Below are 25,024 nucleotides of genomic sequence, written 5' to 3' on the forward strand. Positions count from 1 at the left end.
TCGTCGTCGCGTCATGTCGTGAACCGTCCTCCTGCACCCATTCTGGTGCATCAGAACTCCCACAACCGCTGGACCTGCTCAGCGGGCTCCAGTCACGGTGGACCTGCAATCGAGGCCCAGTCACCACCGTAATGACTCTTACGACGTGAGAGTCATTGAGATCGCGAGAACCTCATGAACACCACCGCCCTCGCGACCGACCCCACCGTGATCGCCGGCAACCAGGCCGTCATCACCGCGTTCATCGACGCGCTCAACCACGGCCTCGAAGGCGGCACCGACTGGGTGGCCTACCTGTCGCCGCAGGTCATCGACCACAACAAGGTGATCTTCGGCGAAGAGGACGCGCCCGGCGCGGCCATCGAGGGCTTCCGCCTCACCGCCTTCAGCCCTGTCAAGGGAGAGGAAGGGGCCGCCAAGGACGAGCAGGGCGGAATTCTGGTGCAGGAGCTCATCGGTGAAGGGGACCGAGTCCTCGCCCGGCTGCGGGTCATCGGCCGCCACACCGGCAGCCACGCCCGCATGCCGGAGCCGACCGGCCGCAAACTGCGATGTCGAGCAGATCTGGATCTTCACCCTGACCGACGCGCGCATCAGCGAGATCCGCGCCGTCAGCGACCGCCTGGGCATGTTTCTCCAGCTGGGCTGGGACTGGCCAACCGTCGACTGACCACCGCGCCCTATTCAATCGTGCCCCCTTGTCTGGCATGGGACGCATGTCGGCACCTGTCGAGCAGGAGGCATCATGGCCGCAACAATCACCGAGATCGCCAAGGTCGCAGCGGATCTGGGTACCGGATACGGGTCGGCCGCGGCGGTTGTCGAACTGCTCGACAGCACGGTGCCCGCCCGAATGGCCTTGCTGCGCAAGCTCATGGTGGAAGTCGAACCGGCGATTGCCGACCAGTCGGGTTTGTTCACGGCTTACCGGCGTCTCGCGGAACGAAAAAATGCGCCAAGCTAATGGCAGAAGGCTCTCGCGCGTCACAACGACGGCAAAGTGTCAAAATCAACTCGCAATCGACACCTGGTCGCGCAGGCGAAATGCCAAGCCCCTTGCAAGAAATGCCCGCCCACGCCTTTAACCTGCGGCTCCCCTCTCGCCGCCGCCGGGTACAGCATCAGCGGGCATATTCCCCCTCAGTACCCGAACCGCCTGCTGGACATTCAGGGCACTCCCGGTCGATGTTCGACTTCAACGCGCCCCGGTGCCATCGGCCGCGCGGTTGGTGCGCGGGGAATGGCTAATTGGTCGCCGCCCGGTAGGACTGGAGTACTTCGGTCGGAATGCGTCCGCGAGCGGACACCTGAAGTCCGTTGGCCCGAGCCCACTTCCGTGCCGCCATGCTCTCTTCGCGATCGGCAAGGGCTCGCTGGTTTCCCGCCGCGCTCTTCCGCCGGGTTCCGCGGACCTTGCGTGCGTGCGAGATCCACGGTTCGAACGCTCCGCGCAGCTGCCCGGCGTTCGCTCGGGACAGGTCGATTTCGTACTCGACACCGTTGAGGGTGAAGGTGACGGTTTCGTCGGCCACCGACTCGCCGTCGAAGTCGTCCACAATGCTGACGACTACTTTCCTAGCCATGTTCGTTCCCTCCGGGTCATCGGCACAGATGAGGTGCGCCGGTGCTCGGTCAGTTCTACACAGTTGCCTGGTGACAGATGAGTTCGGGTATGGGAATAGCCGGACGAGGAGCGATTGGATTGTTGGCAGACTGGCGCTATGACGTTGGGTAGCTGTCCATTTCGAGCCGACACGCATGCCGTTGACGAGCTTCATGACGGGCTCATGAGGCAGGGGACGGGGGTGCATGAGGCGGAGCTGCCGGATGGGTCGCCGGTCTGGGTGGTGACCGGTTATGACGCGGTGATTCGACTTCTCGCCGATCCGGTCATGTCCGCTTCGAAGGCCGACTCGACCACGGGTTTTCGCGGGCAGAATCTGCCTACGGGGTTGAATGAGAACCTGCTCAATCTCCACGGTGATCAGCACCGCCGAGTGCGGCAGCTCGCGGCGGCCGCGTTCGCTCCGCGCCATCATCCCGCTCACGAGAAGGTCGTTGCCGAGGCGGTCGGCGAACTCGTCGAGGATTTGCCGACCCTTGGTGTGGTGGATCTGATGGGTGGGCTGTGTGAACCGCTGCCGCCGCGGGTGATCGGCCCGCTGCTGGGACTGCCGCGCGAGCAGATGCCGGCGTTCCGGGCGGCGATTTCGCCGTTGCTGCGACTGGATGGTTCTCATGTGAGTGCTGCGGTCCGGGAGTCCATGGCAACGGTGGTCGGGTTGGTGGCGGGTGCGATCGCGGACAAGCGGGCTGATCCTCGCGAGGATCTGCTTTCGCAATGGATCGCCGCGCGTGATGGTGAGGACCGGCTCAGCGAGAACGAGTTGATGAGTCTCGCGTTCTTGACGATCACCGGCGGATTGGAGAACGTCACCAGTATGACCGCACTGGTTCTGGACGAACTCGTGCGCCATCACCAGTCCGAGGGCCGTGAAAGCCTCGACCGGCCAGCTGATTTCGCTGCTCTGATCGGCCGGTTGATCGATATCACCAGGCCGACCAACTTCGCGCTACGCCGGTTCCCGCTGACGGATATCGATGTCAACGGGGTCCGAATTCCCCGCGGGCACACGGTCTTTCTCTCACTGCGATCGGCCAACCTCGATCCGGCCCGGCGTGGGCGGCCGCACGTGGTATTCGGATACGGACGGCATTACTGCATCGGAGCGGCGCTGGCCGAAATGGAGGCCGTGCACCTGGCGCGCGCGGTGCTGCAACGCTATCCGCGACTCGAGGTGCTCGGGCCACGCGAGGGCTACCGACTGCGGTCGTCGTGGCTCACCTACGCACTCGCCGAGTTGCGTGTCTCGGCGCTCTGACGGATTCGAGTGCGGATTCGGAGTAATTCTCCGTGCCGGTGCTCACCGATCAAGCTGCGAGCAGCCGCTCGCGAATGGGGTGCCGGCGAATCGGTCCAGCAGGAATGCCCGTGCGGTCGGGAAGAACAGGACACCGGCGAGCAGGTGATTGCTGCCCGGGTATTCGTCGTACTGGACCGAGACGCCTCGGTGGCAGTACTCGGTGGCGAGGATGCGTTCGCCGGCGGCGACGATGACGCCGTCGCCGATCCCGTCGACATTGCCCGCCCCGAACAGCAGGGGGGCGGTGGGAGTGCCGGTGTCACCCATGTGGTTCTCGGTCAGGATGCGGGCGAACTTCGGGATGGAGCGGTAGTTCTGGTACTCGGGGCTCAGCAGCTGTGACAGACGCAGCCCTGGGAATCGCGGTCCGTTGGTGACGCAGTGGTCGGCGATCTGCGCCATGACGTCGCGGCCGTAGTCGGAGAGGTAAGGGCTCAGGTCGAGGTCGAATCCGCGTGCGGAACCCTGCATGACATAGGGCAATACCAGAGCCCACTGCGGGCTGCCGTCGACATAGTCGATGGTGTCGGCCATGTCGACCGGCATGCCGCCCGCGGTCACGCCGACGATGTTCAGCTCCGGTGCGTAGGCCGGGGCGAGCTCGGCCGCGAACTCGGTGGCGATGGATCCGCCCGAGAAGCCGGACATCCCTACGGGTGTCGTGGCCGGAGCGTCGAGCACACGCAGAGCGGCGCGGATACCGTCGAGGGCGGCCGCACCCGACAGCCGCCCGGTTCCGTAGGCGAGCTTGGAGCCCTCGTAGTCGGACACGACGACCGTCAGCCCTGCCGCCAGGTAACCGGCGATGATCACCGCGTCCTGCGGTGCGCCCTCACCGCCCCCACGCAGTGCGAAGGACGGATCGCAGCCGGTGCTCAGTGAGTCGTAGGCGGTCTGATGCGAGACCACTCGCAGCGGGCCGGACGCGGAGGGCGGCCGGATCACCGTAGCGACGGTCGCGTCGGGCTTCCCGAATTGATCGGTCGTGGTGTACAGCACCTGGGTGGCCGAGATCGGTAGCTCTACCGCGGTCGGGGCCAGAGTGACTGTGCGAGTGCGCAATACGGCTCCGGGCGCGCTGGTCTGCCAACCGTCGGGGCCGAGGTAGAACGGGTCGTCGCCGGGTAGCGCGACTGTTGTATCCGCTGTCGCCGGCACCGTTGCCGCGACTGCGGACGATAGTGCGATGAGTCCTGCCGCGAGTGCTGCGCGGCAACGAATTCGAACGGTCATCCCATCTCCTCTCACGGACCCGACACCGCACCGAACGGTACGATGATGTACCGCTGCGATGGGAGCCCCGACAAATCGGGGCAATCCAGTATCGGAATAAAGAGTTATCAAGGGGCACAGCAGGTTTGACTTCCGATTGATTGTTCGAGTCCAATTCAGGTGGAGGAGATCTGAATGATCAGGTCGAGGTGGGAAGCTGCGGTTGCCGTGGTGCTCGGGGTCGTCATCGGCTGCGGTGCGCCGGATGCCGGAGCCGTACCCATCGGCAAGGTTCCCGACGGTAGTGTCGCTCCACAGGGGGCGAACGACTGGAGTTGCGCACCCGCAACGGGTCATCCCGAGCCTGTGGTCTTGATCCATGGAACGTGGGACAACCAGAACGCCTGGGATGTTCTCGCGCCACGGGTGAAAGCCGCGGGTTACTGCGTGTTCTCGCTGAACTACGGGCGCGACACCTCGAGTGCGCTCGGCGGGATTCCGGGACAGTACGCGACGGCGGACATCCGGGTGTCAGCGCGGGAGGTCGCGGCGTTCGTGGATCGCGTACGGGCGGCGACCGGGGCGGGAAAGGTAGCGCTCGTGGGTCATTCCCAGGGCGCGGTGGTCGCCAGGCAGTATGTGCGGTTCGCGGGTGGTGCCGACAAGGTGGGTCACCTCATCAGCCTGGCCGGGACCAATCACGGCGTGAGTGTGGGCGGACTGTTGTCGACGAGGGTCGAAACCCCGCAGAGTCCTGAGTGGCAGGCGGTACCGGTTACCGGAGTCGCGTTCGTGCAGCAGCTGAGCGGAAGCGCGTTGCTGCGGGAACTCAATGACGGCGGCGATACCGTCGCGGGGATTGCCTACACCGCGATAGGGAGTCGGTTCGACGACACCTCGACACCGCTCGAAGCGACGTTCTTGCAGGCCGGACCTGGCGCCGACGTCGATAACGTCATCGTGCAGGACGTGTGCGCGTCGGATTCGTATCCGCACGCCATGCTCCCGCAGTCCCCGGCGGTCGCCTACATCATCGAGCGGGCACTGGATCCGACCTTCGAGGGCACTCCCTGTGCGTGAAAGGCAGATTGAGAAACCCGGGGGGCGTGTCTCTGAATTCCCAGCAGTGGGAAGGTGATTGCGCGACCGACGGTAGCCTCGGTACTTCTGTGGAACGTTCCTATTGCTTGCGACTGCCGACGATCGGCAGGGACTGTGCGAATAAGGAGCAGCACGATGAGGCATGTCGGGATCTTGGCGCACAGCATCGAAGGTGCGTCGCTGTGTTTGCGAACATTGGCGCAGGAGGGGGCCCGTGATCTGGGAAGACACGAACACGCCGATGTGACATTGGATTGCGTCGCGATGGGGCGCAGTATGCCCGCATGGGACGATGGTGATCACGGTGCGATTCGAAAGACCTTGGCCCTCAGTGCCGATCGCCTCGCACAGGCCGGGGCGGACTTCTTCGTGTGCCCCGACAACACCGCCCACATGGCGCTGGAGTTCGACGGCGAAGACCTGCCGCTTCCGGGCCTGCACATCGCGGAAGTCGTCGCCGAGAAAGCGGCGCTGGAAGGATATCGGCGGGTCGGGGTATTGGGTACGAGGTACACGATGACCGGTCCGATCTATCCGCGTGTGCTGGCGGCCCGGGGGATCGAAGCCGAGATCCCGGATGCCGACGAGCGCAAGGTGATCGACGACATCATCTTCACCGAGTTGTGTGAGGGCGTGTTCGCAGCGGCCTCGCGCCGACGCTACCTCGACATCATCGATCGCCTACGTGGTCTGGGCTGCGACGCGGTCGCCTTGGTGTGCACGGAGATCCCGCTGTTGGTGACGCCGGACGTATCGCCTTTGCCGACACTGGATTCCACACGATTGCTGGCCGCGGCCGCGCACCAGGTTGCCCTTGGGACATGCCCGCTCCCGACCTGGCGTGGGGGACCGGTCGACTGAGTTCGAGTTCTCGACTTCTGGACTACCCGTTGAGCGGCGACGTGGAGATTCGCGTCCGTCGTTCGCTCGAACCTTCCTTGTTCACTTCACATCTGGAGCGTCATGTCGAATCTCTCCCGCCTGCCCGCGCCCGTAGCAGCCTTTGCTGCCATCGCCGCAGGGGCGGTGATCGCCGCGCCGCAGGCGTCAGCACACACCATCAGCGGCCTGACGGTCGAGCCCGGATTGGGTACCGGGTTCGGCACGGGTTGCTCCTATCAGGTGAGCGCGACTGTCGATGCCGATGCGGAGCGGGTCATCTTCATCGACAACGGATGGCAGATCCGCGGTTCCACCCTGCAGGTATCGGGCAATACGGCGTCGATCAGATGGACTCCCACCACGACCGGCATGCACGTGATCTCGGCACAGTTCACCATGGGCGACAGTGCGCAGAAGCTCACCACCATCGGAGTCGGCACGGGAATCGACCTCGGTAGTGCCTGCCTCGTGCAGTAGCGCGGCAGCTGTTGCGCGGGACCCTTCCCACAGGTGGCAATATCTGTGGATCGTCGCTGTCTACAGTCGCTTCGTGCCAGCTCCACGACGGCTTTTCCTGCGCAATCGGTCTGCTCTCCTGTGTCTCGTCCTTGCCGCTTACTTCCTTGCTCCGAGCCTTGCCGACGGCGGGATGGCCGGGGCTGCGGACGGCGACCTGTGTTCCTCGCAACAAACCGCCCTCGTCTCCGGTGGGCGATACGCGATCCGCAACAACAACTACGGCAAAGCCGCCGAATGCATTCGGCCCTACGATGACAGCGGTTTCACCGTCACCGAGTCCGCCGCTTCCGGCGGCGGTCAGGACGGCGCACCCGTCGCGTACCCCGAGATATTCGACGGCTGTCACTGGGATGTCTGCACCCAGAACTCGCGTCTTCCGATCAAGGTCGACGAGATCGGCGCCGCGAGATCGAGCTGGTCGACGTCCAGAGCCTCCGATACGACCGGGGACTATGACGTGGCGTACGACCTGTGGTTCAACTCGTCCGCGCAGACAACCGGCCAGCCCGACGGCGCGGAACTCATGATCTGGCTCGACCGGCAGCCACCCGGTCCGCCGCCGACCGACAGCACGGTGTCCTGGGTCAACCGCACAGCCTTCCACACGTGGATACGAACGATCAGCGCCAACAACACGAGTTGGCCGATGATCGCCTACCAGCTCGTGAGCCCGACCGGCAGCGTCGATCTCGACATGCGCTCCTTCATCCGAGACGCGGTGGTGCGAGGCGTCATCAAGCCCTCGCAGTATCTCGTCGCGGTCGAGGCGGGTTTCGAAATCTGGAGCGGCGGAAAGGGATTGCGCATCGATTCGTTCTCCGCGGCGGAACGGAAGGGCTACCTGGTCGGCTCGATCACCTCGGGAACAGCGGACATCTGCGTGACCGAACTCGGCGACACCGCCGGTACCGCCGGGAACCCGATCGGGATCGATCACTGTGGCGGCGGCTCGCGGCAACAGTGGACCGTCGCCATCGACGGAACGATCCGCCACGGCGGCATGTGCATGGGTACCACCGGAGCGATGATCGCGTTGCATCCCTGCAACGGCTCGCCCTACCAGGTATGGCTGCCCTCGGGATCGGGCGGGCTCTGGAATCTCGGCACCTCCGCCCAGAACAACGACAACGGCCTGTGCCTGCGTGATCCGTCCGAAGCAGGCGCACCCGGAACCCAATTGGACCTGGTCAACTGCGACGGCAGCAGTCCTGCGCAGAACTGGTCGTTGCCGGTCTCCGTGCTACCCAACCCGGCCTGATCCAGAGGACGGCGGGGACGTAGTCGAGACGTCAGTTGTAGGTCCAGGACTCACACCGCGAGTAGGAGATTGGCGTTGCGGCTGACAGCTGTGGAGGGGTGTGTCAGGTCGAGGTCAGGGTGTTGTCAGCACGGGGCACGACAGTGGTTCTTGTCAGCAACGACAACGAATCCCCAGAGGCAATCACCATGAGCAGCAACGCCATCACCTCGATCGACAACTCCGCATGGACCGGCATGGTGGCGGTTGAGGACACCGCCCTGTACGTGTCCGACTCGGGTGGGAACGGCCCGGCGGTCGTCTACCTCAACGGCACATACGCCAACCACAAGCACTTCTGGCGCGTGATCGCCGAGCTCGGCTCCGATTTCCGGCACATCGTCTTCGACGAACGGGCCCGCGGTAAGTCCGAGCAGTCGGCCGACTACTCGTTCGAGGCGTGCCTGCGCGACCTCGACGCGGTCCTCACCGCCCGCGGCGTGCAACGTCCGATCCTGGTCGGATGGTCCTACGGCGCGCTCATCGCCGTGCACTGGGCCGACCGCCACCCCGACCGGGTCGCGGGCGTGGTCGCCCTCGACGGCGCCGTCCCCTACGGCCTGACCGGAGAGGAAGGGGCCCAACGGATCCGGAAGCTGTTCGCTCCCATGCGCCCGATGCTCCCCGTCCTGCGTCCCCTCGGCCTTGCCGCCCGGATGAGCCTCGAACAGCACATCGAGGTCAATATCGAACAGAACGCCCTCAACGCCGCCAGCGCCCCGCTGCTGGAGCGGCTGACCACTGCGGTCCGCTACATCCAGTGCACCGGCGGCAGCATAGGCGGCGACGCGGAGGAGATGGAGGCCATGCGCGCCTCCCTGGAACCGGTCCTGGCCCGCAACGCGAACCTGAAGGTCAGCGCCAAGGTCGCCAGCAACCACGCCAAGGTGCTGCGCAAGGACTTTCGCGCTGTTGCCGACACTGTCCGCACGCTCGTCGGCTGACCAGCCGCGAACGCACCATGAACTCCCTGCTGGTGCGGGCACGCCGCCGTGCCCCATCGGCGGAGCGTCATGCTTCGCGTCATCGGCCCTCGCAGGCCGGTTCCCAGTGCGGAGAACACCAACCCGATTGCATCGCCAACTAATGTGCCGTTATATGACGGTACGTTATTTCTTGATCGTTCTCGGGTTGCTTCACGGACGACACTGGAGGACCGCATGTCTGGCTACCTGGCCAAGTTCTTCGTCGGATCGTTCGTCGCCATTGCGCTGACAGCGATAGCAACAACCGCGGCGACGCCCGCGCTGGCCGAGCCGGGGTGTCACTCGAGCGACAACCATGGGGGCAACAGGCTCGGCGATGGGCACCACGCCAGCTTCCGTCTCCCCAACGGCGCTGTGTCGCCGCTGGGTTGCGCCCCGGATTCCGCGCAACATCCATGCGAAGGTCGCTGACCGGTCGTCGGGCAGCCACCTCGCTGAAGATCAACAGCGATCAGGACGATCTTCGTCCGGCCGCGGAGTCCGGGGTCCATGCGGTGAGCAGGGCGACGGTCGCAGCATCGTCATCGCTATGGCGAGTATGGCGTAGGTGAAGCTACAGGTCGCGGCTCCGAGGGGGCTGGTGACATGAGGGCCGACCGGGCCGAGCGCGGCCGCGGCCGCGGCCGCGACGACCGCACGGTAGGCGGGTTGCCGGCCTCGCGGCCGGGGACTTCGACTAGGGGTCACCGAGTTCTCCCTTGGTCGTGGTGACCGGGAGGCGCGCGGCGTGTAGTCACCTCGGTGTGCGACACCGCGTGCCCGGCCGGTCGTGGAAGTTCGGATCAGGTGGGGCGAGACCCGTAGCGGCAACGCAGTTCAGCTACCGGAATTGATGAAGTTGCACTGCGGGCTGGCCGAGGCGACCCCGGCACCGGAAATACCGGTGGTCAGAATGGTGGTTGCGAGTACCGCGGCCCGAAGCGTCTTCATGATCGGGAACTGTAAAACGATTGCGTACCCAGACGTTCGAGCTCGACTTCCCAGCAATGGGAAGATTCCTGGCTGTATTCGTCGTTATCGCCGCCGAGATATTCGGCGTGATCACCGAACTCGGGAGGGCTCGATGGGTGCGAAGACCGCCATGCTCGTTCACGCCGACCAGGATCCGATCCAAGTCCTGAGGTCCCGGCCCGTTCTCGACCGGACAAGAATTCCGTCTCGGTGTGGGAATGTCTCGAACGGCCGACCCCCGCGCCCCGCGCCGCTCTCACCCCCCGGCGGATCGCCGAGGTTGCCGTCGCGGTCGCCGATGCCGAGGGACTCGACGCCGTCACGATGCGCCGCCTGGCCACGGAACTCGGCGTCGCCCCCATGGCGGCGTACCGCTATGTCACCGGCAAGGACGAGTTGATCGAGCTGATGGTCGATTTCGTCTACGCGGAGCTGGATCTCCCTGTTGGCAAGGACGATTGGCGCGCGACGCGGCGGTTCATCGCCCTGCGCGCGAGGGAGGTTCATGTTGCGGCACTCGTGGGTGGACGCGGGCCGCGATCGGAGCGCCGGCACCGAATCAATTGGCCGTGCCGGAGGCGGCTCTGGTCGCTCTCGACGGCCTCGGGCTCGACGTGGACGCCGCCATGGCTGTCTTCAGTACCGTCACCGCCTATGTGCACGGCGCGGTCGACTCCGAGGTCAGGTTGAGCCAGATGCTTCACTCGCGTGGCTGGTCCACCCGCGAGGAGGCCCGCGCGGGACTGGCCACCCAGATGACCTGGCTCATGAATACGGGCCGTTATCCGATGTACGAGCGCTATATCCATGACGCCGACCGCAAGGACGACGTGCAGTGGCAGTTCAAGACCGGTCTGGATGCGGTGCTCGTCGGCATCGCCGCGCGCCTCGGGATCTGACGTTCGCCGGTACCTGTGAGCCGACCTCGGAGGTGGGTTGCTGAGCCGGCTCAGTTCTCGTCGCGCCTTCGGCTTGCGAGCCGTGGATGTCCCCGCAATTCGACCTGGTGGTAGTTCCTCAGGCAGGTGCCGTAGGGGCCCATCCGGTAGAGAGCGAGGGTGGCGAGGACGCCTGAGACGGTGGCGGGGGCGGGCAAGCTATCGAAGGGGACGCGGAACGCGGGATCGATGGGCGCGGCCTCGGTGATGTGCGGGTTGAAGCGGTCGCCGATCTCGTCGTATCCGGCGTCGCGCAGTTGCCGAAGGCGTGCCGGTTCGGCGGGCACCGTCCCGGCGAGCATGGCCGACAGGGGTTCGCCGAACGGTCCCGCCGCGCGAACGCGGCCCTGGCGAAACGGTTCGAAGGTGGTGACCACCGTGTTCTGCAGCGCATGCCACTCCGGGGTGCGCTGGAAATAGATCTCGGGCGCGCCGAAGGGATTGTGCGCGTACCGTTCACCGGTCGCGTCGATCGGGGGCGTGCGCGGTGCGATCCGGTCGAGTGCGTCGGCGAGAAGCGGGATAGTCGTCCGTGGCGCCGACAGCATGAAGAGCGAGACATGGGGTTCGGCGGGCTCGGTGCCCCACGGGACGGGCTCACCGAGCAAGAACTGCGAATCCTGGCTGCTGTCCCGCATGATTGTGGCGAATTGCCTACTGCGCCTGATTGATTGGCTTCGCATCTCGGGCGGTAGCCGGAGCGCGATGTCGAGGGTGAGCAGCTCGGTCTGGTCGTCGTCATCCCGGTGCGCGGGGCTGGGCGAAGAAGAGTTGTACTCGGGTACATGCGACATCGAGCGGCCCCCCTGACTGTGTCGGGTGCCATTCTGCCACCCCTGCCGGGCACCCCCAGGTTTGGAAATGCCCTTGGTGAACTCCGTGCGAGTCACGTCAGCATCACTCAATCGGCCTATGTGCCACTATTGATCGTACCGCTGTATAGCGATACATTGTCCAGGTTATGTCAGCGGTGCCGGTGAGCACTCGAACAGAGACACTCGACTGGGATGGCCCCAGCGCAGCGCTTGCTCGGGCGTGATCGCGTACCCCCTTCGATCGAAAGACGCTCTGCTGATGGTCGCCGTCATGCTTGGGTTCGTATTTCTGTTCATCGCGGTGGCGGGCGGGCTGAGGTCCGTCGAGGTCGGCTGCCAGAACACCCAGAAGATCTATGTATCGAACGTATGGTTGTGCGCGGTCATCTCGTATGCCGTTGCTCTGACCGGGTTTTCGATCTTCTTGGCGATCTCGACGATGGTGTCGAGCTCGCCCTGGCCAACCTTGGCCGACGTGCGGCATATGCCGTGGTGGGCGCCGTTCGGCGGGCTGGTCGGCGGAGTGGCGGTGGTCGGCATGATCACGGTCGCCAAATACGTCGGCATCGCGACCTTCAACGCGGTCGTGATCATGAGTGAGATGCTGGTCGCCCTCGTGATGGACGATCTCGGGCTGATGGGTTTCGCCGTCCGGCACGCGACGCCGCCTCGGCTGGTTGCCGCCGGATTGATCACCGCCGCAGTCTTTCTCATGGCCCGGAACTCCACGAAACCGGCTCCGATGGCGGTATCCGACGCGACTCTGGAAGAGGTTTCCCGATGACGACTCCCTCCGGCACCGCTCGACCGGCACTGTCGCGGACGATGCTGGCGTTCGTCTTCGTCTTCATGCTCGCCGGCGGCGCGCTACGGTCGGTCGAAGCCGGTTGCCAGAACTCGCTGAAACTGGCCGTGAAGAACGTGTGGCTGTGCGGAGTGATCTCCTACGCGGTGGCGCTCACCGGTGTCGGGATCATTCTGGTTGTCACACTGATGTTTTCGTCGAAGCGATCATGGCCGACCTGGGCCGACATCAAACTCATGCCCAAATGGGCGCCCTTCGGGGGACTCACCGGGGGAGCGGCGATCTTCGCCATGATCACGGTCGCGTCCAGCGTCGGAGTCAGCACGTTCAACGCCGTGATCATCGCCGGACAGATGTTCTGTGCCGCGGCAATGGATCACTTCGGGGTAATGGGCTTTCCGCGGCGCCGCATGGACGCCCAGCGCGTCGCCGCCTGCGCCATGATCGTCGTCGGCTCCTATCTGATGGCGAAGTACTGAACGCGGGTCGGGGTGTTGGTAGTATTCCTAATATGAAGACTAATACGTCGCTGAGTGTGGATTCGACCTTGCTGGAGCAGTCCCGGCAGACCGCGGCGGCGCTTGGCGTGTCTTTCTCGTCGTTCGCCGAATCCGCGCTTCGCGACAAGGTTCTGGCCAGTGCCGCGTTCATCGCCGCCGATTACGAACGTGCCCAAGGTCGCGACACCGCCGACTACTTCGCCGAGGTCGAGGCCGAGCGGGCCGCCATGGCCGATGAGATCCGCGCCGCCGGTGCCGGCTGGTGACCGCCGCGACTCCCGCACACGGTGAAGTGTGGCACTACCTGCCCACCATCGCCGGGCGTGAGAAGCCTTCGACCCTGGGTAGTGACCGGGTGTTGATCCTGTCGCGGACCGCCGCGAACGCGATCTTGCCCACCGTGCTCGCCGTTCCGGTCGAGCTCACTCCGAAGATGCCCGGTCTCGCGGTTCCGTTCGCCGACACCGACCCGCTCCCCGGCCTTTCCGCGGTCGTCTACCGGATCACGCCCCTGTATCGGCCATGGCTCCAGGACCGCATCGGTGTGGTCGGCGAATCCACTTTGCGCCAGGTCGTCGGCGCGCTGGTCGGCTTGATCGCTCCCGACACCGTGATCGCTCCCGACCGCTGACCTCTCACGCTGCAACGGGACTCGGCGTTGGTAGGCCTGTCGGGTGGTGAGGGTGTGTTGTTTACCGACGGCTAAGCGAGCGTTGGACTCTCCGGTTGGGGGAGAGCCCACCATGATGAGGTGCAAGACGAACTACTCCTCATCGGGCATCCCGCTCGCGCCATCCTGTCCGACCGACGTATGCGCCGTGAGAAGGCTGATTGTCGGTACATTGCCGCTGTCCGGCAGGGCGTGGCATGACCACGGTGGTGGGCATCGATGCCCGCGGTATGCAGCACTGCGAGACGACGGCCCTTGGCGTGCTGCTGCGGCACCAAGGTCTCGATCTGTCCGAACCCATGCTCTTCGGCCTCGGTTCCGGCCTGTCCTTTATCTACTGGGACAGTAAGGCTTTGGGCTTCCCTTTCCTCGGTGGGCGGGTCAAGCCCTTTGACCTGACCAGGACCCTGGCCGCCAGACTCGGGCTCGAGCTGGTGGTCCGGGAGACCACCTCCCCCCGCCGGGCGTGGGACAACGTGGTGGCCCCGATCGATACCGGCCACCCCGTCGGGCTGCAGCTCGACAGCTATCACCTCGACTATTTCGGTTCGAAGGTGCACTTCGGCGGTCATGTCGTGGCCATGTACGGCTACGACGGACACGACGCCTACCTGGTGGACACCGACCAGCAGGGCGGAGCGGTAACCACGAGCCTGACCAGCCTGGCCCAGGCCAGGGCAGCGCGCGGCCCGATGACCGCCAACCATCGGTCCTTCACCCTCACCGTTCCGAGAGACCTGCCGTCTCCGCGGAATCAGATCATTCCCGCCATCACCGCCTGCGCCGACGCCTTCCTCAACCCGCCCATCGCCAACCTCGGCTCCCGAGGCATCGAGAAGGCCGGCGCGCTGGTTCGTACCTGGCTTCAGCGGACCGATGACCCGCAGCGGGATTTGCCGCAGGCTGCCCGCTTGATGGAGAAGGCCGGCACCGGCGGCGCTCTGTTCCGCAACTTCTACCGCGACTTCCTCGCCGGATGCGCCGCGCTGCTCGACAGCAGCCCCCTGCGCACAGGCCATCGACTATATGCGGAGGCGGCCACTTTATGGACGGAAGCCGCAGCGCTGATCACGAGGGCCGGTGAATCGAGCGATGCGCAATACCTCGCCCAGGTCGGCAACCTTCTCCACGACCTCTCCTGCATGGAGCGCGAGGCCATGCAGGCGCTGCGCTGCTTGGGAAACGAGATCCCAGCCACGCTCCAGCCGTGACAGCCCTGGAACATTCGAAGCAACGGCTGAGCGCGATTCAGGTTTCCGCGGTCCAGAGTAACGGTGCCAGCAGTCAGGCTCCTGCCATCTGCCGTCGGCGGTGGTAGCCGATGGTGACCGCCGCAAGAAGCGGACCCCAGGCGACGAGGGGGAGGTAAACCAGCCCGGTGAGGGTGTTGCCGACGGTGGTCATGTTCGGGTGAGCGAAGGTCCACCAGAAGCCGAACTGGGCAAGGAAGAGGGTCAGCGCCGCGGCGCCGAATCCCGCTGCCGCAGTGACCATCCGTGGATTGGGGCGCGACCCGCTTACGAGGGAATCCACCGGGGCAGCACCTGGCCCCATGGCCGAACCAAGCCCAGGGTGGCGAGCGCGAGCAACTCGCCGATCGCGCTGAGCGCGACTACGTACAGCCCACCCCAGCCGGTGAAACCCATTGCCTCGTAGCCATTCTGGGTATATCCGGCGGTGAAGCCCGCCGCCAGCAGAAGACGCCAGATTCTGGACGGGAGGGTCACCAGCGCGGCGGCGTGTGCCGCACGCACGGCCCACCGCGGCGGAGGCGGAAGGCTTGGCTCGAAGCGGGTGCCGGCTGCCGCGTCCCTCCGACCGGAACCGGTTGGACCTGGATTGGTGCAGGGTTCAGGTCGGGATTCGTGTTCGGGCATCGGATTCCCCGTTTCGAGCCTGAGTTCGGATTCTGGAAGGAGTGAACCGTTGGCTCAGTCGCCGATCGCCGAGATTCGGGCGGGTGCGGGTCGCAGCGTGAAGCGGCATCGTTCGAAGTTCCAGAACCGGTAGATCGGCCACTGCACGGTGTGGCCCAGCCAGGCGCCGACGATGAATGCCCGATGGATGGGCAGCACCCGGTAGCCGTGGGCTTCGATGGTGCGCAGGCCGCAGAGCTGGAACCGCCACCAGGCTCGTGGGCTGGTCCCGCGGCGGCGGGATGACGTCGTGTTGCGCATCTGCGTCAGTTGGTCGATGCGATGCCCGTTCTTCGTCAGGCACAGCGCCAGATCGAGGTCTTCGACCACGTCGGTCCGGGCCGTCGTGTCGGTGCGTATCTCCAGCCAGGCGGAGCGGCGGATCGCCATGTTCACGCCCTGCAGGTTGCCGACGCGGCCGCCGAGTTTGCCGCGTCGCATCTGGATCCAGAATCCGATTCTCAGCAGCGCGCCGACCGGTGAGTCGTGATAGGTGGTGATGCCGGTCAGGGCTGCGGTGTCGGGGTGCTCGGTCAAATGTGTGCGGATCACGTCACCCCAGTCCGGCTCGGCCAGCGTGTCGGCGTCGGTCCGTGCGATGAAATCGCCTCGCGCCTTGTCGAATCCGAGGCTGCGGGCGAATGCCACACCCTGGGTCGGCTCCTCGATGAGGATGACCTTGGGACGGTCGAGCAGATAGTCGCCGACGATTCGGCGGGTGGCGTCGGTGCTGCCGTTGTCGACGACGATGATCTCGTCGATCGCCTCCTGGACGGCCAGACGGTCCAGTGCGCGAACGATCGACGCCTCTTCGTTCAATGCGGGGATGACGACAGACAGGAGCGGGGGAGACTGCGGTTGGATGCTGGAAGACATTGCGGCCCTCGGAGAATCGGGACGGTGGGGCAAATAGCCGATCGGCTTCAGGACCTGAAGGCCAGTTGCCCGACGGCCGCTTCCCACCCGTGTAAAACGGCCGTTTCGCCGACCTCGAAACCGTGCGATCAGGACAAATTCTGTTGTTCCGGGCCAGCGGAAACCAGTTGCCTCCCTTACTCGCGGGCAAGGGATGCTCGTCGCCTTATTCGGTCTAGGAAAGCCAGCCGAGTTGGCGGGCCCTGCCGAGATCGTCACGGGCTGCCCAATGTTCGATGATCATGCCGTCCGCTACGCGCAGCCAGTGGGTCTGGGCTGCCGAGAACGCCCTGCCCGTCGGCGGAAAGATCTCGGCCACTTCGCCTTCGGGGGTGTAGCGCACGAAGGGGCCGACCTGCCTGCCGGTCATGAGGGTGTCGAGGCAGACCAGATCTGCCTGGGCGACGGTGTGGCGGATCTCGTGACGCATGTCGGTGAAGGCGGTCCGCAGCCAGAGTGCGGTGGCATGGAAGCCCTCGGGGCCGCGGACTCGGGTCTCGGGCGGTTCGTGCCTGCTCTCGCGGTTGACGGCGTCGGGGTGAATGACGGTATCGAAGTCCGCGCGACTGCCGGTCGACATGATCTCGAGACTGCGGATGGCAAGCGTCGTCGACGTGGCGACCGTATTCATGTGACTCCCAAACAACCCTGACACCAATGCATTTCGTGAGTCGATATCCGCAAGAGGTCAGAGGGTTCGTGTTGCCGCCTGGTCCGAATCCATTCGACTGCGAGGCGGGTCACATCTTCATGAGCTCATTGCGGCCTCGGCGCCACGTGCCAGTAATCGTATGTATCGAGATCCTGCCGATCCTTCCCAGCGTTGGGAATTGGTGTGTTTGCCGGGGGAGTGCCGATCGTTACCCTGCAAATCGGGATGGTTCATCGGGGATGTTGCGGTTCTGCCGCTCGGCGGGTGACTCGTCGAATTCGGCAGTGCCGCAATACCACTCTTCTCTCCGGAGGCGCAGGGTCGTCCTGTGGATGTCCTGTCACAGCAGGGATGCGGAAGACTCGAGCTACTTGGAAATTGCCGGCCCGTCGGGGGTTCGACTCGAATGGAGAACTCCGCCAGGACATCGCCGTGTACAAGGCGCTGCTCCTGATGCGTGCCCACCCCGCGCGGTCGTGGACCATCGCCGAACTGGGGTCGCGAGTGCACCTGTCCCGGGCGGCGCTGATCCGCAGGTTCGCCAAGGCGTATGGCAGGCCGGCGATTGCGATGCTGACGGCTATCCGACTGGCGATGGCGGCCGAAATGCTTTGCAGTACAGACAGAACGCTGGAATTCATCGCAAGTCGCGTCGGCTACGGCAGTGCGTTCGCGCTGAGCGTGGCGTTCAAGCGGGAGTACGGACTGAGTTCACGCGATTACCGGCGAGAACTGCGGCGTGAAGGCCCGACGGCGGACTCGACGGGCGGGGGCGATTCCGGCTCGGCTCCCGGTCCCTCAGTGGCGGAACAGCTTGCTCCCGACTATCTGGCGGATGGGGGACAAGGGGCCGCCGCGTGGGGCCCGATGTGTGCGAACAGTGTGGACGCTGGTGTCGCCGCGTTCGGGGTCCTCGCAGAGAACCCGCAGGTCTTCGGAATCGGTGTCCGCGCGATCGAGGGTCAGGTCGACCGTGCCGTCGGCGTTCACGGTGCCCCAGGGTCCCGCGACATGCTCATCGGCGATCTGGCATCGGTCACCGGACTTCTCGCCGGTGACATGCGCGGTGACAGTGGACCGTCCCCGAAGAACAGCGTCGGGTGTGCGGTCGGCGTTGCTCGCACCGGCGACCAGAACGGCAGCCAGGACACCGAGCACTGTCATCGTTGTTGCGCTCGACGGCCGACCCGGCACTTTTACAGCGAGTCGCGACATATTCGTAGCCCGTCAGATTGCAGATGTTGTTCCACTGACTGTAACCAGAAGCGACATCCTCACTGTTGCCGTCGCTGGGAGGTTCGCTTCGCACCGATACTCGGGATCAACGCTGCGAAGACAGCTGATAATAGTGTGGCCGCACAAGCGATCTGGATTCCAAGGGAATGTCGTCCGTCGTTGCCACGTATCCGGACGGGCGAATTGCATTGCGGCTATTGCTGTGCCGCAGAGCTGATCCGAACAATTTCGATCTGTGTAGCGCCATCACGTTTCCCGCCGCGACGGCATGTGCCGGAATCGAGCGTGATGACGACCGGCGAATCTCGGCTGCATTGTCACCGGTCCAGCGCTGATACGCGCGACGGAATTCGCGGCCGTCGCCGAACCCCAACTGGGCGGCCACCACCGCTATCGGGAGATTCGACTCACGCAGGAGCGTGTCGGCGCGTTGGAGCCGCAGACGGTCACGGATCTCGCCGAACTTCTCGCCTGCTTCGGCAAGCCTCCGGTGCAGCGTGCGCTCACTCATCATCAGCCGTTTCGCTACCAGCGGCTTCGGCATGGTCTGGCGGAGGTTCTCCCGCAGCACGCGCTCTACGGCTGCCACCGTATCGTCCGGATCGTGGAGCTGGTCCGTTTGGGCCGTGGATCGTTCGAATGCCGCGGTGCCGAAGCAGATCCGCGTTGTCGCCGCCCCGAATCGATGGTCACCGCTCAACAGGTACCGGTACGCGTCGGCGTGCGCAGGTCGTGCGTAGCCGAACTCGACCCATCGCGGCTCGAGGTCGACACCGGATACTGAGCGGGCCAGTGTCACCGCCGCGGAGCAGGTCTGCTCGATGAGGAAGCGCCGCTCCGACGGTTCCGGGCTGAGCCCGTCGACCTGCAGGATGAGTTCGTTTGTGTCGGCGGCCATTGCGAGTTTCACAAGGTTGTCCACGACGCAGTGCCGTTCGAGCAGGGCTCGGAGCATCTCGGCGGCTGATCCGAACCCGGTCGCTGGATGGTTTCTCATGGGGTCGTCAGGGTCCCAGGCGGTGGGATCGTCGGCCACCGGATGCGTACGGTAGATCCCGAGAAGGGCAACGATCGGGAAACCGACCAGCCACAGGTTGGGGAGCCACCACGCGAGGTCGTAGTCGCCGTGCAGCACATAGAAATTCAATGCCATCAGTCCCGCGGCCGAGGTCAGCGACAAGGACACCGTGATCATCGGAAGCGATCCCGCGCCGGAACGGGCGGCGAGTCCGGCGAGACCCAGGCCGATCGCGGCGAGGTCGAGTCCCAGGAACGACCAGTTCCATTGCTGGAGAAAACGATCGGGTCCGACGCTGAGGACGCCCAGTGCGGTGCCGGCCCAGTAGGCCAGAAACCCGAGATCGGTCAGCAACATGATGTGCTTGATGCGGCGGTGCCGTGTTCGAGACGGTGCATTTGGGACGGAGGGTGTGGGCATCACGCTTTCCTGGGTGACGGTGGCGAATTCCGACCGAGCCGGTGGGGCGAAGGCATGGACCAACTAGAGCAAGGGCTCAGCGAGACAAGGCTTTCCGGGGATCTCCGTTCTCGTACAGGCCGAGCATTCCCCCGCCTGTCGAAGCGGCGTCGTGAGCGGTGTAGCCGAGCAACGCCTGAGCCTCGGGTGGCAGCGTCCGCGCGATGCCGGGAGGAACGTTCAGGATGCTGTCCTCGACCGGGCGGAGCCAGCCCACGCAGTAGCTCAGTGACAAGCCACGCCGGCCTTCGTCCCCGGTGCGGTTGGCGCCGCCGCCATGGATCGCGTCGCCACGAAACAGCAGTACATCGCCGGGAGACATGACCGCTTGCCGGAGTTGATCAGCGGTCGGATTCTGTTTCGGGAGCCAGGCATGGCTTCCGAGTGCGATGTGGGTGGCGCCATTTCGCTCGGTGAACGGGGTCAACGCGATCATGGCATTGACCAGGACGCTGTCGGTGGTCGGGGGCAGATGCGGCCAGGAATCGTTGTCGCGGTGCGGATATTGAGCCGGTTCGCCTCGGGTCGGACGACGAGATGATCCACCAGGAACCACCCTCGGGTCCGGTTGTTTCCGGTCCGGTGACGTGCCCGGCCCTGGCCCAGGGGACGTCTCGCGCGCGGTAGACGCCCTCGCCGTCGATGTGGAGTTCGCCCGCGGTGTAGACGTGGATGCTGTCCCCGTGGCGGTAGCGCGCCGGGCGGGTCGTGTTCGGAGGATCGGTGACGTGCAGGACGAACGGCATGCTCTCCTGGCCGAAACCGTTGGGGAACAACCGGATTTCACCGCTGCCGGTGCGTGGGTCGGCGATCGGCTCGGATTCCTCGGCGCGGTAGCGTGCGGTGGCGGCCATGGTGACTCCTCGAGGGGTGCGCGGATTCGCGGTGCGGTGCTTACGGTGGTGTGATCGCCGAGGCGATCCGGGCGAGCGCGGTGTCGTTCGCGGCCGCCCGGTGTGCCATGGCGCGGAGTTCGCGCAGCTGGGTGAACAGGCTCGGCGGGGTGAGGCGCAGCGAACCGCCACGGCGCTCGACCTCGAGCACGCCGTCCAGCATCTGCCCGTGTATCCGGTATTGAGCCAGCGCCGTCATTGCTCGGTTCTCTTTGTGCACCAAGACAAGTGCGGGACCATCGCCGCTGGCGGGGACGGGCAGCCGGACTCTCTCGCCGGGCTGGACGTCGATGAGGTCGGCGCTGTCGGGCAGCGAGGTGATCCACGGGCGGTCGTCGCGGAGAGTGACCAGGACGGTGTGGTCCGGTCCGATGTCGTGGACGATGCGTGTCGGCGTCAGAGTCGCGATGACTCGCCCGAAATACCATGCGAGCCAGCGGCGATGCCCCGGGATCGCGCGCAGGGATCGTGTCGGGGGGAACTTCTCGGCTTCCTGCGCCAGCAATTCGCGCGCGAACACGGATCCGTCGCGATCGATCAGCAGGGTGGCGTCGGCTTGGACCAGAGTCCCGCTCGCGGCGAGCGCCACCCGTGGGTCGGCGGCGATGCGGAGCATCTTGCCGATCATGGCCGGGGTGGAGGTCACCACCGGTTTCCCCTTGGAGGTGAGAAGCGGTGTGACCGTGCATGCGCCGAGGCCTGTGGTGGTCCGCCATGCCAGCACGCCTGTCGTCGCGGCGGCGAGGGCGTCGACACCGGGGGAGCCCGGGTCGGATTTTTGCATAACCACGGTTACGTAATATCCGTGATGTAAAGTTCGGTGTCAATGCCGAAGATCGTCGACCATGAGGAACGGCGCCGCGCCATCAGCGCTGCGGCGTGCCGGGTCATCGCCACCGCGGGCCTGGCGAACACCACCGTCCGCGACATCGCCGCCGAGGCCGGGTGCACGACCGGGATGGTCGTGCACTACTTCGACGGCAAACGCCAGGTGCTGCTCGCGGCGCTGACATCGGCGACCACGGCGGTCGAGAAGCGGATCACGGCGCTGGTCGCGCAGTCGGCTGGCCTGGACGAGGTGTTGTGCCAGTGCCTGCCCATGGACGAGACCCGTCGCATCGAATGGCAGGTGTGGATAGCGTTCTGGGACTGGGCCACTCATGATGCCGAGCTGGCGCGGGAACAGCGGCAACGGTATCGAGCCTGGCGTGAATCGCTGCAGCTGGTGCTGGTGTCCGCGGGTTATGCGGGCCGGGACCTCGAGAGCGTGGCCGAGGAGCTGATGATCGCCATCGACGGCATCGGATTGCAGGCGGTCTTCGATCCCGATCGGTTCACTCCGGAACGCCAGTTGGCGCTTCTGCGCCGTCAGGCGGCGCGCATCCTGATTGACCTCGATGGTGAAGTCGTTGTCCCAGTGGAGATTTCGCAGCCCGACCGGGCCTGACGTCGCGGCCGGTGGAGGGAGTATGAAACGACGAAACCCACGGCACCGCCCTGTGCCGTGGGTTTCGCTCGACGATCGCTGCGCCGGGTCCCAATCCGCTTCGGATCATTTCCCTGGGGCATCGGCGATGCGCATGAGATCAGCCGCAGACGCCGGGGACCTCGCCGTGCAGGAGGATCTGGATGAAGCAGTCCAGATTCGAACTGCCCGTAGTCGGGCCTTGCGGCGGAGCCGCGTTCGCCGCGGGCGCGCCCATCATCGCCGCGAGTACGAAGGCGGCAGCTGATACCGAAACGGCCACCTTGTGTCCGATACGCACACCAATCTCCTTGTCTTCGATGCCCAGCCCCTGCGTCACCAGCGTCACAGTCGAGTCCATCCTGCTGCGGCTATACCGGTGCACAGCCGACGACGAGCATGTTTGCTGTTTCTCTGTGAGAACCCGAAGAGATTCTCACGCGGGGAGATTCGGGCTATTCCCATTGCTGGGAAGTCTGGCGTCCGGCACGCCCTGCATAGTGAGAGCGCTCGACATGTCTCCATTCGTCACCACAGCGAGGACCAACGCTCTATGCCAAACCATCTGTCGCGCAGCTCGATCGGTGCTGCCCTCGGTGCCGCCGCGGTCGGCGCAGCACTCGTCGCGGGCAGCGCCACCGCCACGGCGGCTCCACTGACCGTCGAGCCCACGTCGACGTCTGCGGCCGCCGCTACACCGGTCGGCCTCGACACCGGGTCAGCCGGGCCCGGATCGATCATCTGCTGGCTCTTGCACCCGAGCCCCACCTGCCAGATGTGATGTGCTGACCAGCCTTTGAGGGCCAGGCCACGAGCCGAAGCCGCAGCATTCCGAACTCGGCCGACCACGACCGAAGGAGCCGTCCGAAGGGGTGGTCGACGACGACCTCGCGGCGGCTCCGGGTCTCCGGCGAGAACCAGGGATGAAGGGTCCAACCATGACGAACAAGACCTGCAGGAGCTGTCTGACGGCTCTGGCATGTGGCGCGGTCACGCTGCTTGCGGGCTGCGGCAGCGGTGGAACCGCGAACACCGCGCCCGCTACCGTCCCACCCGTCACCACCGCGGCCGGAAGTCCTTCGATCACTGCGGTTTCCGAGACCACCGCGGTCTGGGATTCGTGCACACTGTCGGAATCGGCCCTCTCCGCCGCCGGATTGGACATCGCGACCAGGACTCGCATTGCCAACAACGGCTTTCCGGCGTGGCAGACGTGCCAGTGGACCTCGTCCGACCGGGCCTACGAATTGGTCGTTACCGCCTCCGATCAGGCGCTCGAGGATCCGCCCGCACCCTCGAAGTACCAGGACGTGGCCAGGACCGAGTTCTATGGCCGGAAGATTCTCTTCTATCGGTCGGTGCAGGACACGAACAAGATCGGCTGCTATGTCGCGACACCGGCCGCTTTCGGCAGCATCGTGTTCACGGTGCGCAAGACCGGTGTCCGGGCCGACGCGGGCGACGCCTGCCTCTACGCGAACCGGGTGGGCGCCGCGTTGACCAACTCACTGCCCTGACCTCCCCACGAAAAGTGAAATCGGAGCGCCGCTGGCCGCGCGGTGTTCAGCGAATGGACCGTCAGAAGTCCTGTGCGCGGCGGTCATCCGAGGACAGGGGTGGTGCGATGTCCTCGAGGGATCGGCCTTCGGCGTCGACCGCGAGGCGGCGCGCGATCAGGCCGCCGGCGATCATGACCGTCGCGCCGAGCAGGTAGCCGATGAACAGCCTTGCCGGGCGGGAGCCGTCGCCGATCATCGCGCCGTAGACGACCGGGCCCAGTGCGCCGAAACACTGTGCGATGGCGAAGAATACGGCGATCGCCTTGGCGCGGACCCCGAGTGGGAAGATCTCGCTGACGGTGAGGTAGGCCGCGCTCGCTCCGGCGGACGCGAAGAAGAAGATGACGCACCAGCATGCTGTCTGCGTGATCGCGTTCAGCAATCCGCTGTAGAACAGGACGGCTGAAGCGGCCAGCAGAATGCCCGACCCGATGTAGGTGCCGGCGATCATGACGCGGCGGCCGATGGTGTCGAACAGGTGGCCGATGGCCAAGGGGCCCACGAGATTGCCGACCGCGAAGGCGATCAGGTAGAAGGGGGTTGAGGAACATCCGGGAGGAAAGTCACGCTAAGCCGACAGGGTGAATCCTGCTGCTGTGCTGGTGATTTCATGTCGGCGTGACTGATCAGGTATTGCCCGAGTGCGGGCGTTTCGGTGCGTTGTCCCGTGTGGAGCTCGAACGGTTCTGCTACCTCGATGACTCACCGCGCCGCAAGCCGCCGCCCTGCTCGGCCTGCTGGAGGTCCCGGCCGGAACCAAGCAGCGGGTCAGCGAGCATCACCTACGACCTGTACGCGCCAGCGCACATCGACGCCCTCCCGCCAGAGCGGGTCGCCGCGATTCTCGGTCAGTCGATGCCTTCGATGATGCGGAAGTCGCGCTCGACGCCGTCGGGGAGGGCCACCAGCGCCTTCTGGTATGCCTCGCTCTCGTATGCCGCGACGGCCTGTTCAAAGCTGTCGAATTCGATCAGAACGACGCGTTGCGTGATTCCGGCTTCGTGGGCGACGACTCGACCGCCACGGGACAGGACGCGCCCGCCCCCCCAGCCTGGACAGCCGGACGGGCCAGCTTGTTGTAGGCAGTCAGCCTCTCAGGGTCGGAAATGGCGGGGTAGACACTGACCCAGTAGCCCTTAGCCATGGAAACCTCCTGTGTTCGGCCGGACCATGGCCGTGGTCCAACTACGTAACCCGACCCCAGGCCGGGTCTACTACGACAGCAAGAAAGCCGCTGGCAAGACCTCCATGGAAGCGATGCGCGCCTTGAAACGGCGCCTGTCCAACGTCGTCTACCAGCGGATGCTCACC

Annotated in this window: 32 protein-coding genes and 1 pseudogene; 18 read left to right on the plus strand and 15 right to left on the minus strand. The window is 65.3% G+C overall.

All coding sequences use genetic code 11. The features are described from left to right. Window positions 1–138: 138 nt before the first annotated feature. The gene (locus ACFXHE_RS42985) at window positions 139–630 is read right to left on the minus strand and encodes a hypothetical protein (RefSeq protein ID WP_379391366.1); all 492 of its coding nucleotides are present in this window, start codon (window positions 628–630) and stop codon (window positions 139–141) included. Between the two features lie 115 nt (window positions 631–745). Between ACFXHE_RS42985 and ACFXHE_RS42990 the strand changes: the two genes are divergently transcribed. Next, window positions 746–964 carry a hypothetical protein gene (locus ACFXHE_RS42990; protein WP_379391368.1) on the plus strand — a complete coding sequence of 73 codons (219 nt, stop codon included), beginning with the start codon at window positions 746–748 and terminating at the stop codon, window positions 962–964. A 280-nt stretch (window positions 965–1,244) separates the two neighbouring features. On the opposite strand, the gene ACFXHE_RS42995 is transcribed toward ACFXHE_RS42990, so the two are convergent. Beyond that, entirely contained in the window at window positions 1,245–1,583 is a 339-nt protein-coding gene (locus ACFXHE_RS42995) for an Lsr2 family protein (protein ID WP_379391370.1), read from the minus strand. 204 nt (window positions 1,584–1,787) lie between these two features. On the opposite strand from ACFXHE_RS42995, the gene ACFXHE_RS43000 reads away from it, so the two are divergent. Continuing rightward, the gene (locus ACFXHE_RS43000; RefSeq protein WP_379391372.1) at window positions 1,788–2,882 is read left to right on the plus strand and encodes a cytochrome P450; all 1,095 of its coding nucleotides are present in this window, start codon (window positions 1,788–1,790) and stop codon (window positions 2,880–2,882) included. A 42-nt stretch (window positions 2,883–2,924) separates the two neighbouring features. Here ACFXHE_RS43000 and ACFXHE_RS43005 read toward each other — a convergent pair whose 3' ends face one another. Further along, a complete protein-coding gene (locus ACFXHE_RS43005) occupies window positions 2,925–4,157 on the minus strand; it encodes a lipase family protein (protein WP_379391374.1) in 1,233 nt (410 codons plus the stop codon). Between the two features lie 174 nt (window positions 4,158–4,331). Between ACFXHE_RS43005 and ACFXHE_RS43010 the strand changes: the two genes are divergently transcribed. From ACFXHE_RS43010 to ACFXHE_RS43035, 6 genes are all read left to right on the plus strand, one after another. Beyond that, complete coding sequence (locus ACFXHE_RS43010; protein ID WP_379391376.1) at window positions 4,332–5,216, plus strand: esterase/lipase family protein; 885 nt, start codon at window positions 4,332–4,334, stop codon at window positions 5,214–5,216. 297 nt (window positions 5,217–5,513) lie between these two features. Further along, window positions 5,514–6,098 carry an aspartate/glutamate racemase family protein gene (locus ACFXHE_RS43015; RefSeq protein ID WP_379391378.1) on the plus strand — a complete coding sequence of 195 codons (585 nt, stop codon included), beginning with the start codon at window positions 5,514–5,516 and terminating at the stop codon, window positions 6,096–6,098. Window positions 6,099–6,200: 102 nt separating this feature from the next. Further along, complete coding sequence (locus ACFXHE_RS43020; RefSeq protein WP_379391380.1) at window positions 6,201–6,596, plus strand: hypothetical protein; 396 nt, start codon at window positions 6,201–6,203, stop codon at window positions 6,594–6,596. Window positions 6,597–6,669: 73 nt separating this feature from the next. Further along, on the plus strand, window positions 6,670–7,896 hold the full coding sequence (locus ACFXHE_RS43025) for a ricin-type beta-trefoil lectin domain protein (RefSeq protein WP_379391382.1): 1,227 nt from the start codon (window positions 6,670–6,672) through the stop codon (window positions 7,894–7,896). A 188-nt stretch (window positions 7,897–8,084) separates the two neighbouring features. Next, complete coding sequence (locus tag ACFXHE_RS43030; protein ID WP_379391384.1) at window positions 8,085–8,879, plus strand: alpha/beta fold hydrolase; 795 nt, start codon at window positions 8,085–8,087, stop codon at window positions 8,877–8,879. A gap of 1,451 nt (window positions 8,880–10,330) precedes the next feature. Beyond that, window positions 10,331–10,771, plus strand: coding sequence for a TetR/AcrR family transcriptional regulator C-terminal domain-containing protein (locus ACFXHE_RS43035; protein WP_379391386.1), 441 nt, complete (start codon window positions 10,331–10,333; stop codon window positions 10,769–10,771). A 50-nt stretch (window positions 10,772–10,821) separates the two neighbouring features. Here ACFXHE_RS43035 and ACFXHE_RS43040 read toward each other — a convergent pair whose 3' ends face one another. Next, window positions 10,822–11,604: a hypothetical protein gene (locus ACFXHE_RS43040; protein WP_379391387.1), complete on the minus strand. Its 783-nt coding sequence runs from the start codon at window positions 11,602–11,604 to the stop codon at window positions 10,822–10,824. A gap of 280 nt (window positions 11,605–11,884) precedes the next feature. On the opposite strand from ACFXHE_RS43040, the gene ACFXHE_RS43045 reads away from it, so the two are divergent. The 5 genes from ACFXHE_RS43045 to ACFXHE_RS43065 all read left to right on the plus strand — a co-directional run bounded on the left by ACFXHE_RS43045 (window position 11,885) and on the right by ACFXHE_RS43065 (window position 14,811). Beyond that, complete coding sequence (locus tag ACFXHE_RS43045; protein ID WP_379391389.1) at window positions 11,885–12,409, plus strand: DMT family transporter; 525 nt, start codon at window positions 11,885–11,887, stop codon at window positions 12,407–12,409. Continuing rightward, window positions 12,406–12,909, plus strand: a complete 504-nt coding sequence (locus tag ACFXHE_RS43050; RefSeq protein WP_379391391.1) for a DMT family transporter — start codon at window positions 12,406–12,408, stop codon at window positions 12,907–12,909. Before ACFXHE_RS43045 ends, ACFXHE_RS43050 begins: the two co-directional genes overlap by 4 nt. Before the next feature lie 56 nt (window positions 12,910–12,965). After that, window positions 12,966–13,196, plus strand: a complete 231-nt coding sequence (locus ACFXHE_RS43055; protein WP_379391393.1) for a hypothetical protein — start codon at window positions 12,966–12,968, stop codon at window positions 13,194–13,196. After that, window positions 13,193–13,561, plus strand: a complete 369-nt coding sequence (locus ACFXHE_RS43060) for a hypothetical protein (protein ID WP_379391395.1) — start codon at window positions 13,193–13,195, stop codon at window positions 13,559–13,561. The genes ACFXHE_RS43055 and ACFXHE_RS43060 overlap by 4 nt, the downstream gene beginning before the upstream one ends. A gap of 236 nt (window positions 13,562–13,797) precedes the next feature. Next, window positions 13,798–14,811, plus strand: a complete 1,014-nt coding sequence (locus tag ACFXHE_RS43065) for a BtrH N-terminal domain-containing protein (protein ID WP_379391397.1) — start codon at window positions 13,798–13,800, stop codon at window positions 14,809–14,811. Between the two features lie 73 nt (window positions 14,812–14,884). On the opposite strand, the gene ACFXHE_RS43070 is transcribed toward ACFXHE_RS43065, so the two are convergent. The 4 genes from ACFXHE_RS43070 to ACFXHE_RS43085 all read right to left on the minus strand — a co-directional run bounded on the left by ACFXHE_RS43070 (window position 14,885) and on the right by ACFXHE_RS43085 (window position 17,062). Further along, window positions 14,885–15,094, minus strand: coding sequence for a hypothetical protein (locus tag ACFXHE_RS43070; RefSeq protein ID WP_379391399.1), 210 nt, complete (start codon window positions 15,092–15,094; stop codon window positions 14,885–14,887). 23 nt (window positions 15,095–15,117) lie between these two features. Next, window positions 15,118–15,354 (minus strand): hypothetical protein, encoded by a 237-nt coding sequence (locus tag ACFXHE_RS43075; RefSeq protein WP_379391401.1) that lies wholly within the window; start codon window positions 15,352–15,354, stop codon window positions 15,118–15,120. Between the two features lie 177 nt (window positions 15,355–15,531). Then, window positions 15,532–16,392 (minus strand): glycosyltransferase family 2 protein, encoded by an 861-nt coding sequence (locus ACFXHE_RS43080; protein WP_379391403.1) that lies wholly within the window; start codon window positions 16,390–16,392, stop codon window positions 15,532–15,534. Window positions 16,393–16,606: 214 nt separating this feature from the next. Beyond that, window positions 16,607–17,062, minus strand: a complete 456-nt coding sequence (locus ACFXHE_RS43085) for an ester cyclase (protein WP_379391405.1) — start codon at window positions 17,060–17,062, stop codon at window positions 16,607–16,609. 474 nt (window positions 17,063–17,536) lie between these two features. Between ACFXHE_RS43085 and ACFXHE_RS43090 the strand changes: the two are divergent. Then, window positions 17,537–17,800 (plus strand): annotated as a pseudogene (locus tag ACFXHE_RS43090) (helix-turn-helix domain-containing protein); the annotation flags it as partial. Window positions 17,801–17,881: 81 nt separating this feature from the next. Here the strand turns inward: ACFXHE_RS43090 and ACFXHE_RS43095 are convergent. The 3 genes from ACFXHE_RS43095 to ACFXHE_RS43105 all read right to left on the minus strand — a co-directional run bounded on the left by ACFXHE_RS43095 (window position 17,882) and on the right by ACFXHE_RS43105 (window position 20,583). Further along, a complete protein-coding gene (locus tag ACFXHE_RS43095) occupies window positions 17,882–18,247 on the minus strand; it encodes a hypothetical protein (RefSeq protein WP_379391406.1) in 366 nt (121 codons plus the stop codon). Window positions 18,248–18,404: 157 nt separating this feature from the next. Next, window positions 18,405–19,757, minus strand: a complete 1,353-nt coding sequence (locus ACFXHE_RS43100) for a DUF5360 family protein (protein WP_379391408.1) — start codon at window positions 19,755–19,757, stop codon at window positions 18,405–18,407. Between the two features lie 76 nt (window positions 19,758–19,833). Beyond that, window positions 19,834–20,583 (minus strand): phytanoyl-CoA dioxygenase family protein, encoded by a 750-nt coding sequence (locus tag ACFXHE_RS43105; RefSeq protein WP_379391410.1) that lies wholly within the window; start codon window positions 20,581–20,583, stop codon window positions 19,834–19,836. On the opposite strand from ACFXHE_RS43105, the gene ACFXHE_RS43110 reads away from it, so the two are divergent. Then, window positions 20,525–20,704: a hypothetical protein gene (locus tag ACFXHE_RS43110; RefSeq protein WP_379391426.1), complete on the plus strand. Its 180-nt coding sequence runs from the start codon at window positions 20,525–20,527 to the stop codon at window positions 20,702–20,704. The two genes, ACFXHE_RS43105 and ACFXHE_RS43110, sit on opposite strands and share 59 nt — an antisense overlap. Here ACFXHE_RS43110 and ACFXHE_RS43115 read toward each other — a convergent pair. After that, on the minus strand, window positions 20,691–21,479 hold the full coding sequence (locus ACFXHE_RS43115) for a hypothetical protein (protein ID WP_379391412.1): 789 nt from the start codon (window positions 21,477–21,479) through the stop codon (window positions 20,691–20,693). The genes ACFXHE_RS43110 and ACFXHE_RS43115 overlap by 14 nt on opposite strands. A gap of 36 nt (window positions 21,480–21,515) precedes the next feature. Here ACFXHE_RS43115 and ACFXHE_RS43120 point away from each other — a divergent pair, with 36 nt between their 5' ends. Next, entirely contained in the window at window positions 21,516–22,136 is a 621-nt protein-coding gene (locus ACFXHE_RS43120; RefSeq protein WP_379391414.1) for a TetR/AcrR family transcriptional regulator, read from the plus strand. A 139-nt stretch (window positions 22,137–22,275) separates the two neighbouring features. Here the strand turns inward: ACFXHE_RS43120 and ACFXHE_RS43125 are convergent, their stop codons facing one another. Then, window positions 22,276–22,503 carry a hypothetical protein gene (locus ACFXHE_RS43125; protein ID WP_379391416.1) on the minus strand — a complete coding sequence of 76 codons (228 nt, stop codon included), beginning with the start codon at window positions 22,501–22,503 and terminating at the stop codon, window positions 22,276–22,278. 204 nt (window positions 22,504–22,707) lie between these two features. Here ACFXHE_RS43125 and ACFXHE_RS43130 point away from each other — a divergent pair, with 204 nt between their 5' ends. Together ACFXHE_RS43130 and ACFXHE_RS43135 are read left to right on the plus strand one after the other, a co-directional pair. Next, on the plus strand, window positions 22,708–22,935 hold the full coding sequence (locus ACFXHE_RS43130) for a hypothetical protein (RefSeq protein WP_379391418.1): 228 nt from the start codon (window positions 22,708–22,710) through the stop codon (window positions 22,933–22,935). Window positions 22,936–23,092: 157 nt separating this feature from the next. Continuing rightward, window positions 23,093–23,671: a hypothetical protein gene (locus tag ACFXHE_RS43135; RefSeq protein WP_379391420.1), complete on the plus strand. Its 579-nt coding sequence runs from the start codon at window positions 23,093–23,095 to the stop codon at window positions 23,669–23,671. A gap of 61 nt (window positions 23,672–23,732) precedes the next feature. On the opposite strand, the gene ACFXHE_RS43140 is transcribed toward ACFXHE_RS43135, so the two are convergent. Both ACFXHE_RS43140 and ACFXHE_RS43145 read right to left on the minus strand, forming a co-directional pair. After that, window positions 23,733–24,242, minus strand: coding sequence for an MFS transporter (locus ACFXHE_RS43140; RefSeq protein ID WP_379391422.1), 510 nt, complete (start codon window positions 24,240–24,242; stop codon window positions 23,733–23,735). Window positions 24,243–24,561: 319 nt separating this feature from the next. Then, window positions 24,562–24,744, minus strand: a complete 183-nt coding sequence (locus ACFXHE_RS43145) for a DUF1330 domain-containing protein (protein ID WP_379391424.1) — start codon at window positions 24,742–24,744, stop codon at window positions 24,562–24,564. Window positions 24,745–25,024 lie beyond the last annotated feature (280 nt).

This window comes from Nocardia sp. NPDC059229, assembly GCF_042754165.1.
Taxonomy (GTDB): domain Bacteria; phylum Actinomycetota; class Actinomycetes; order Mycobacteriales; family Mycobacteriaceae; genus Nocardia.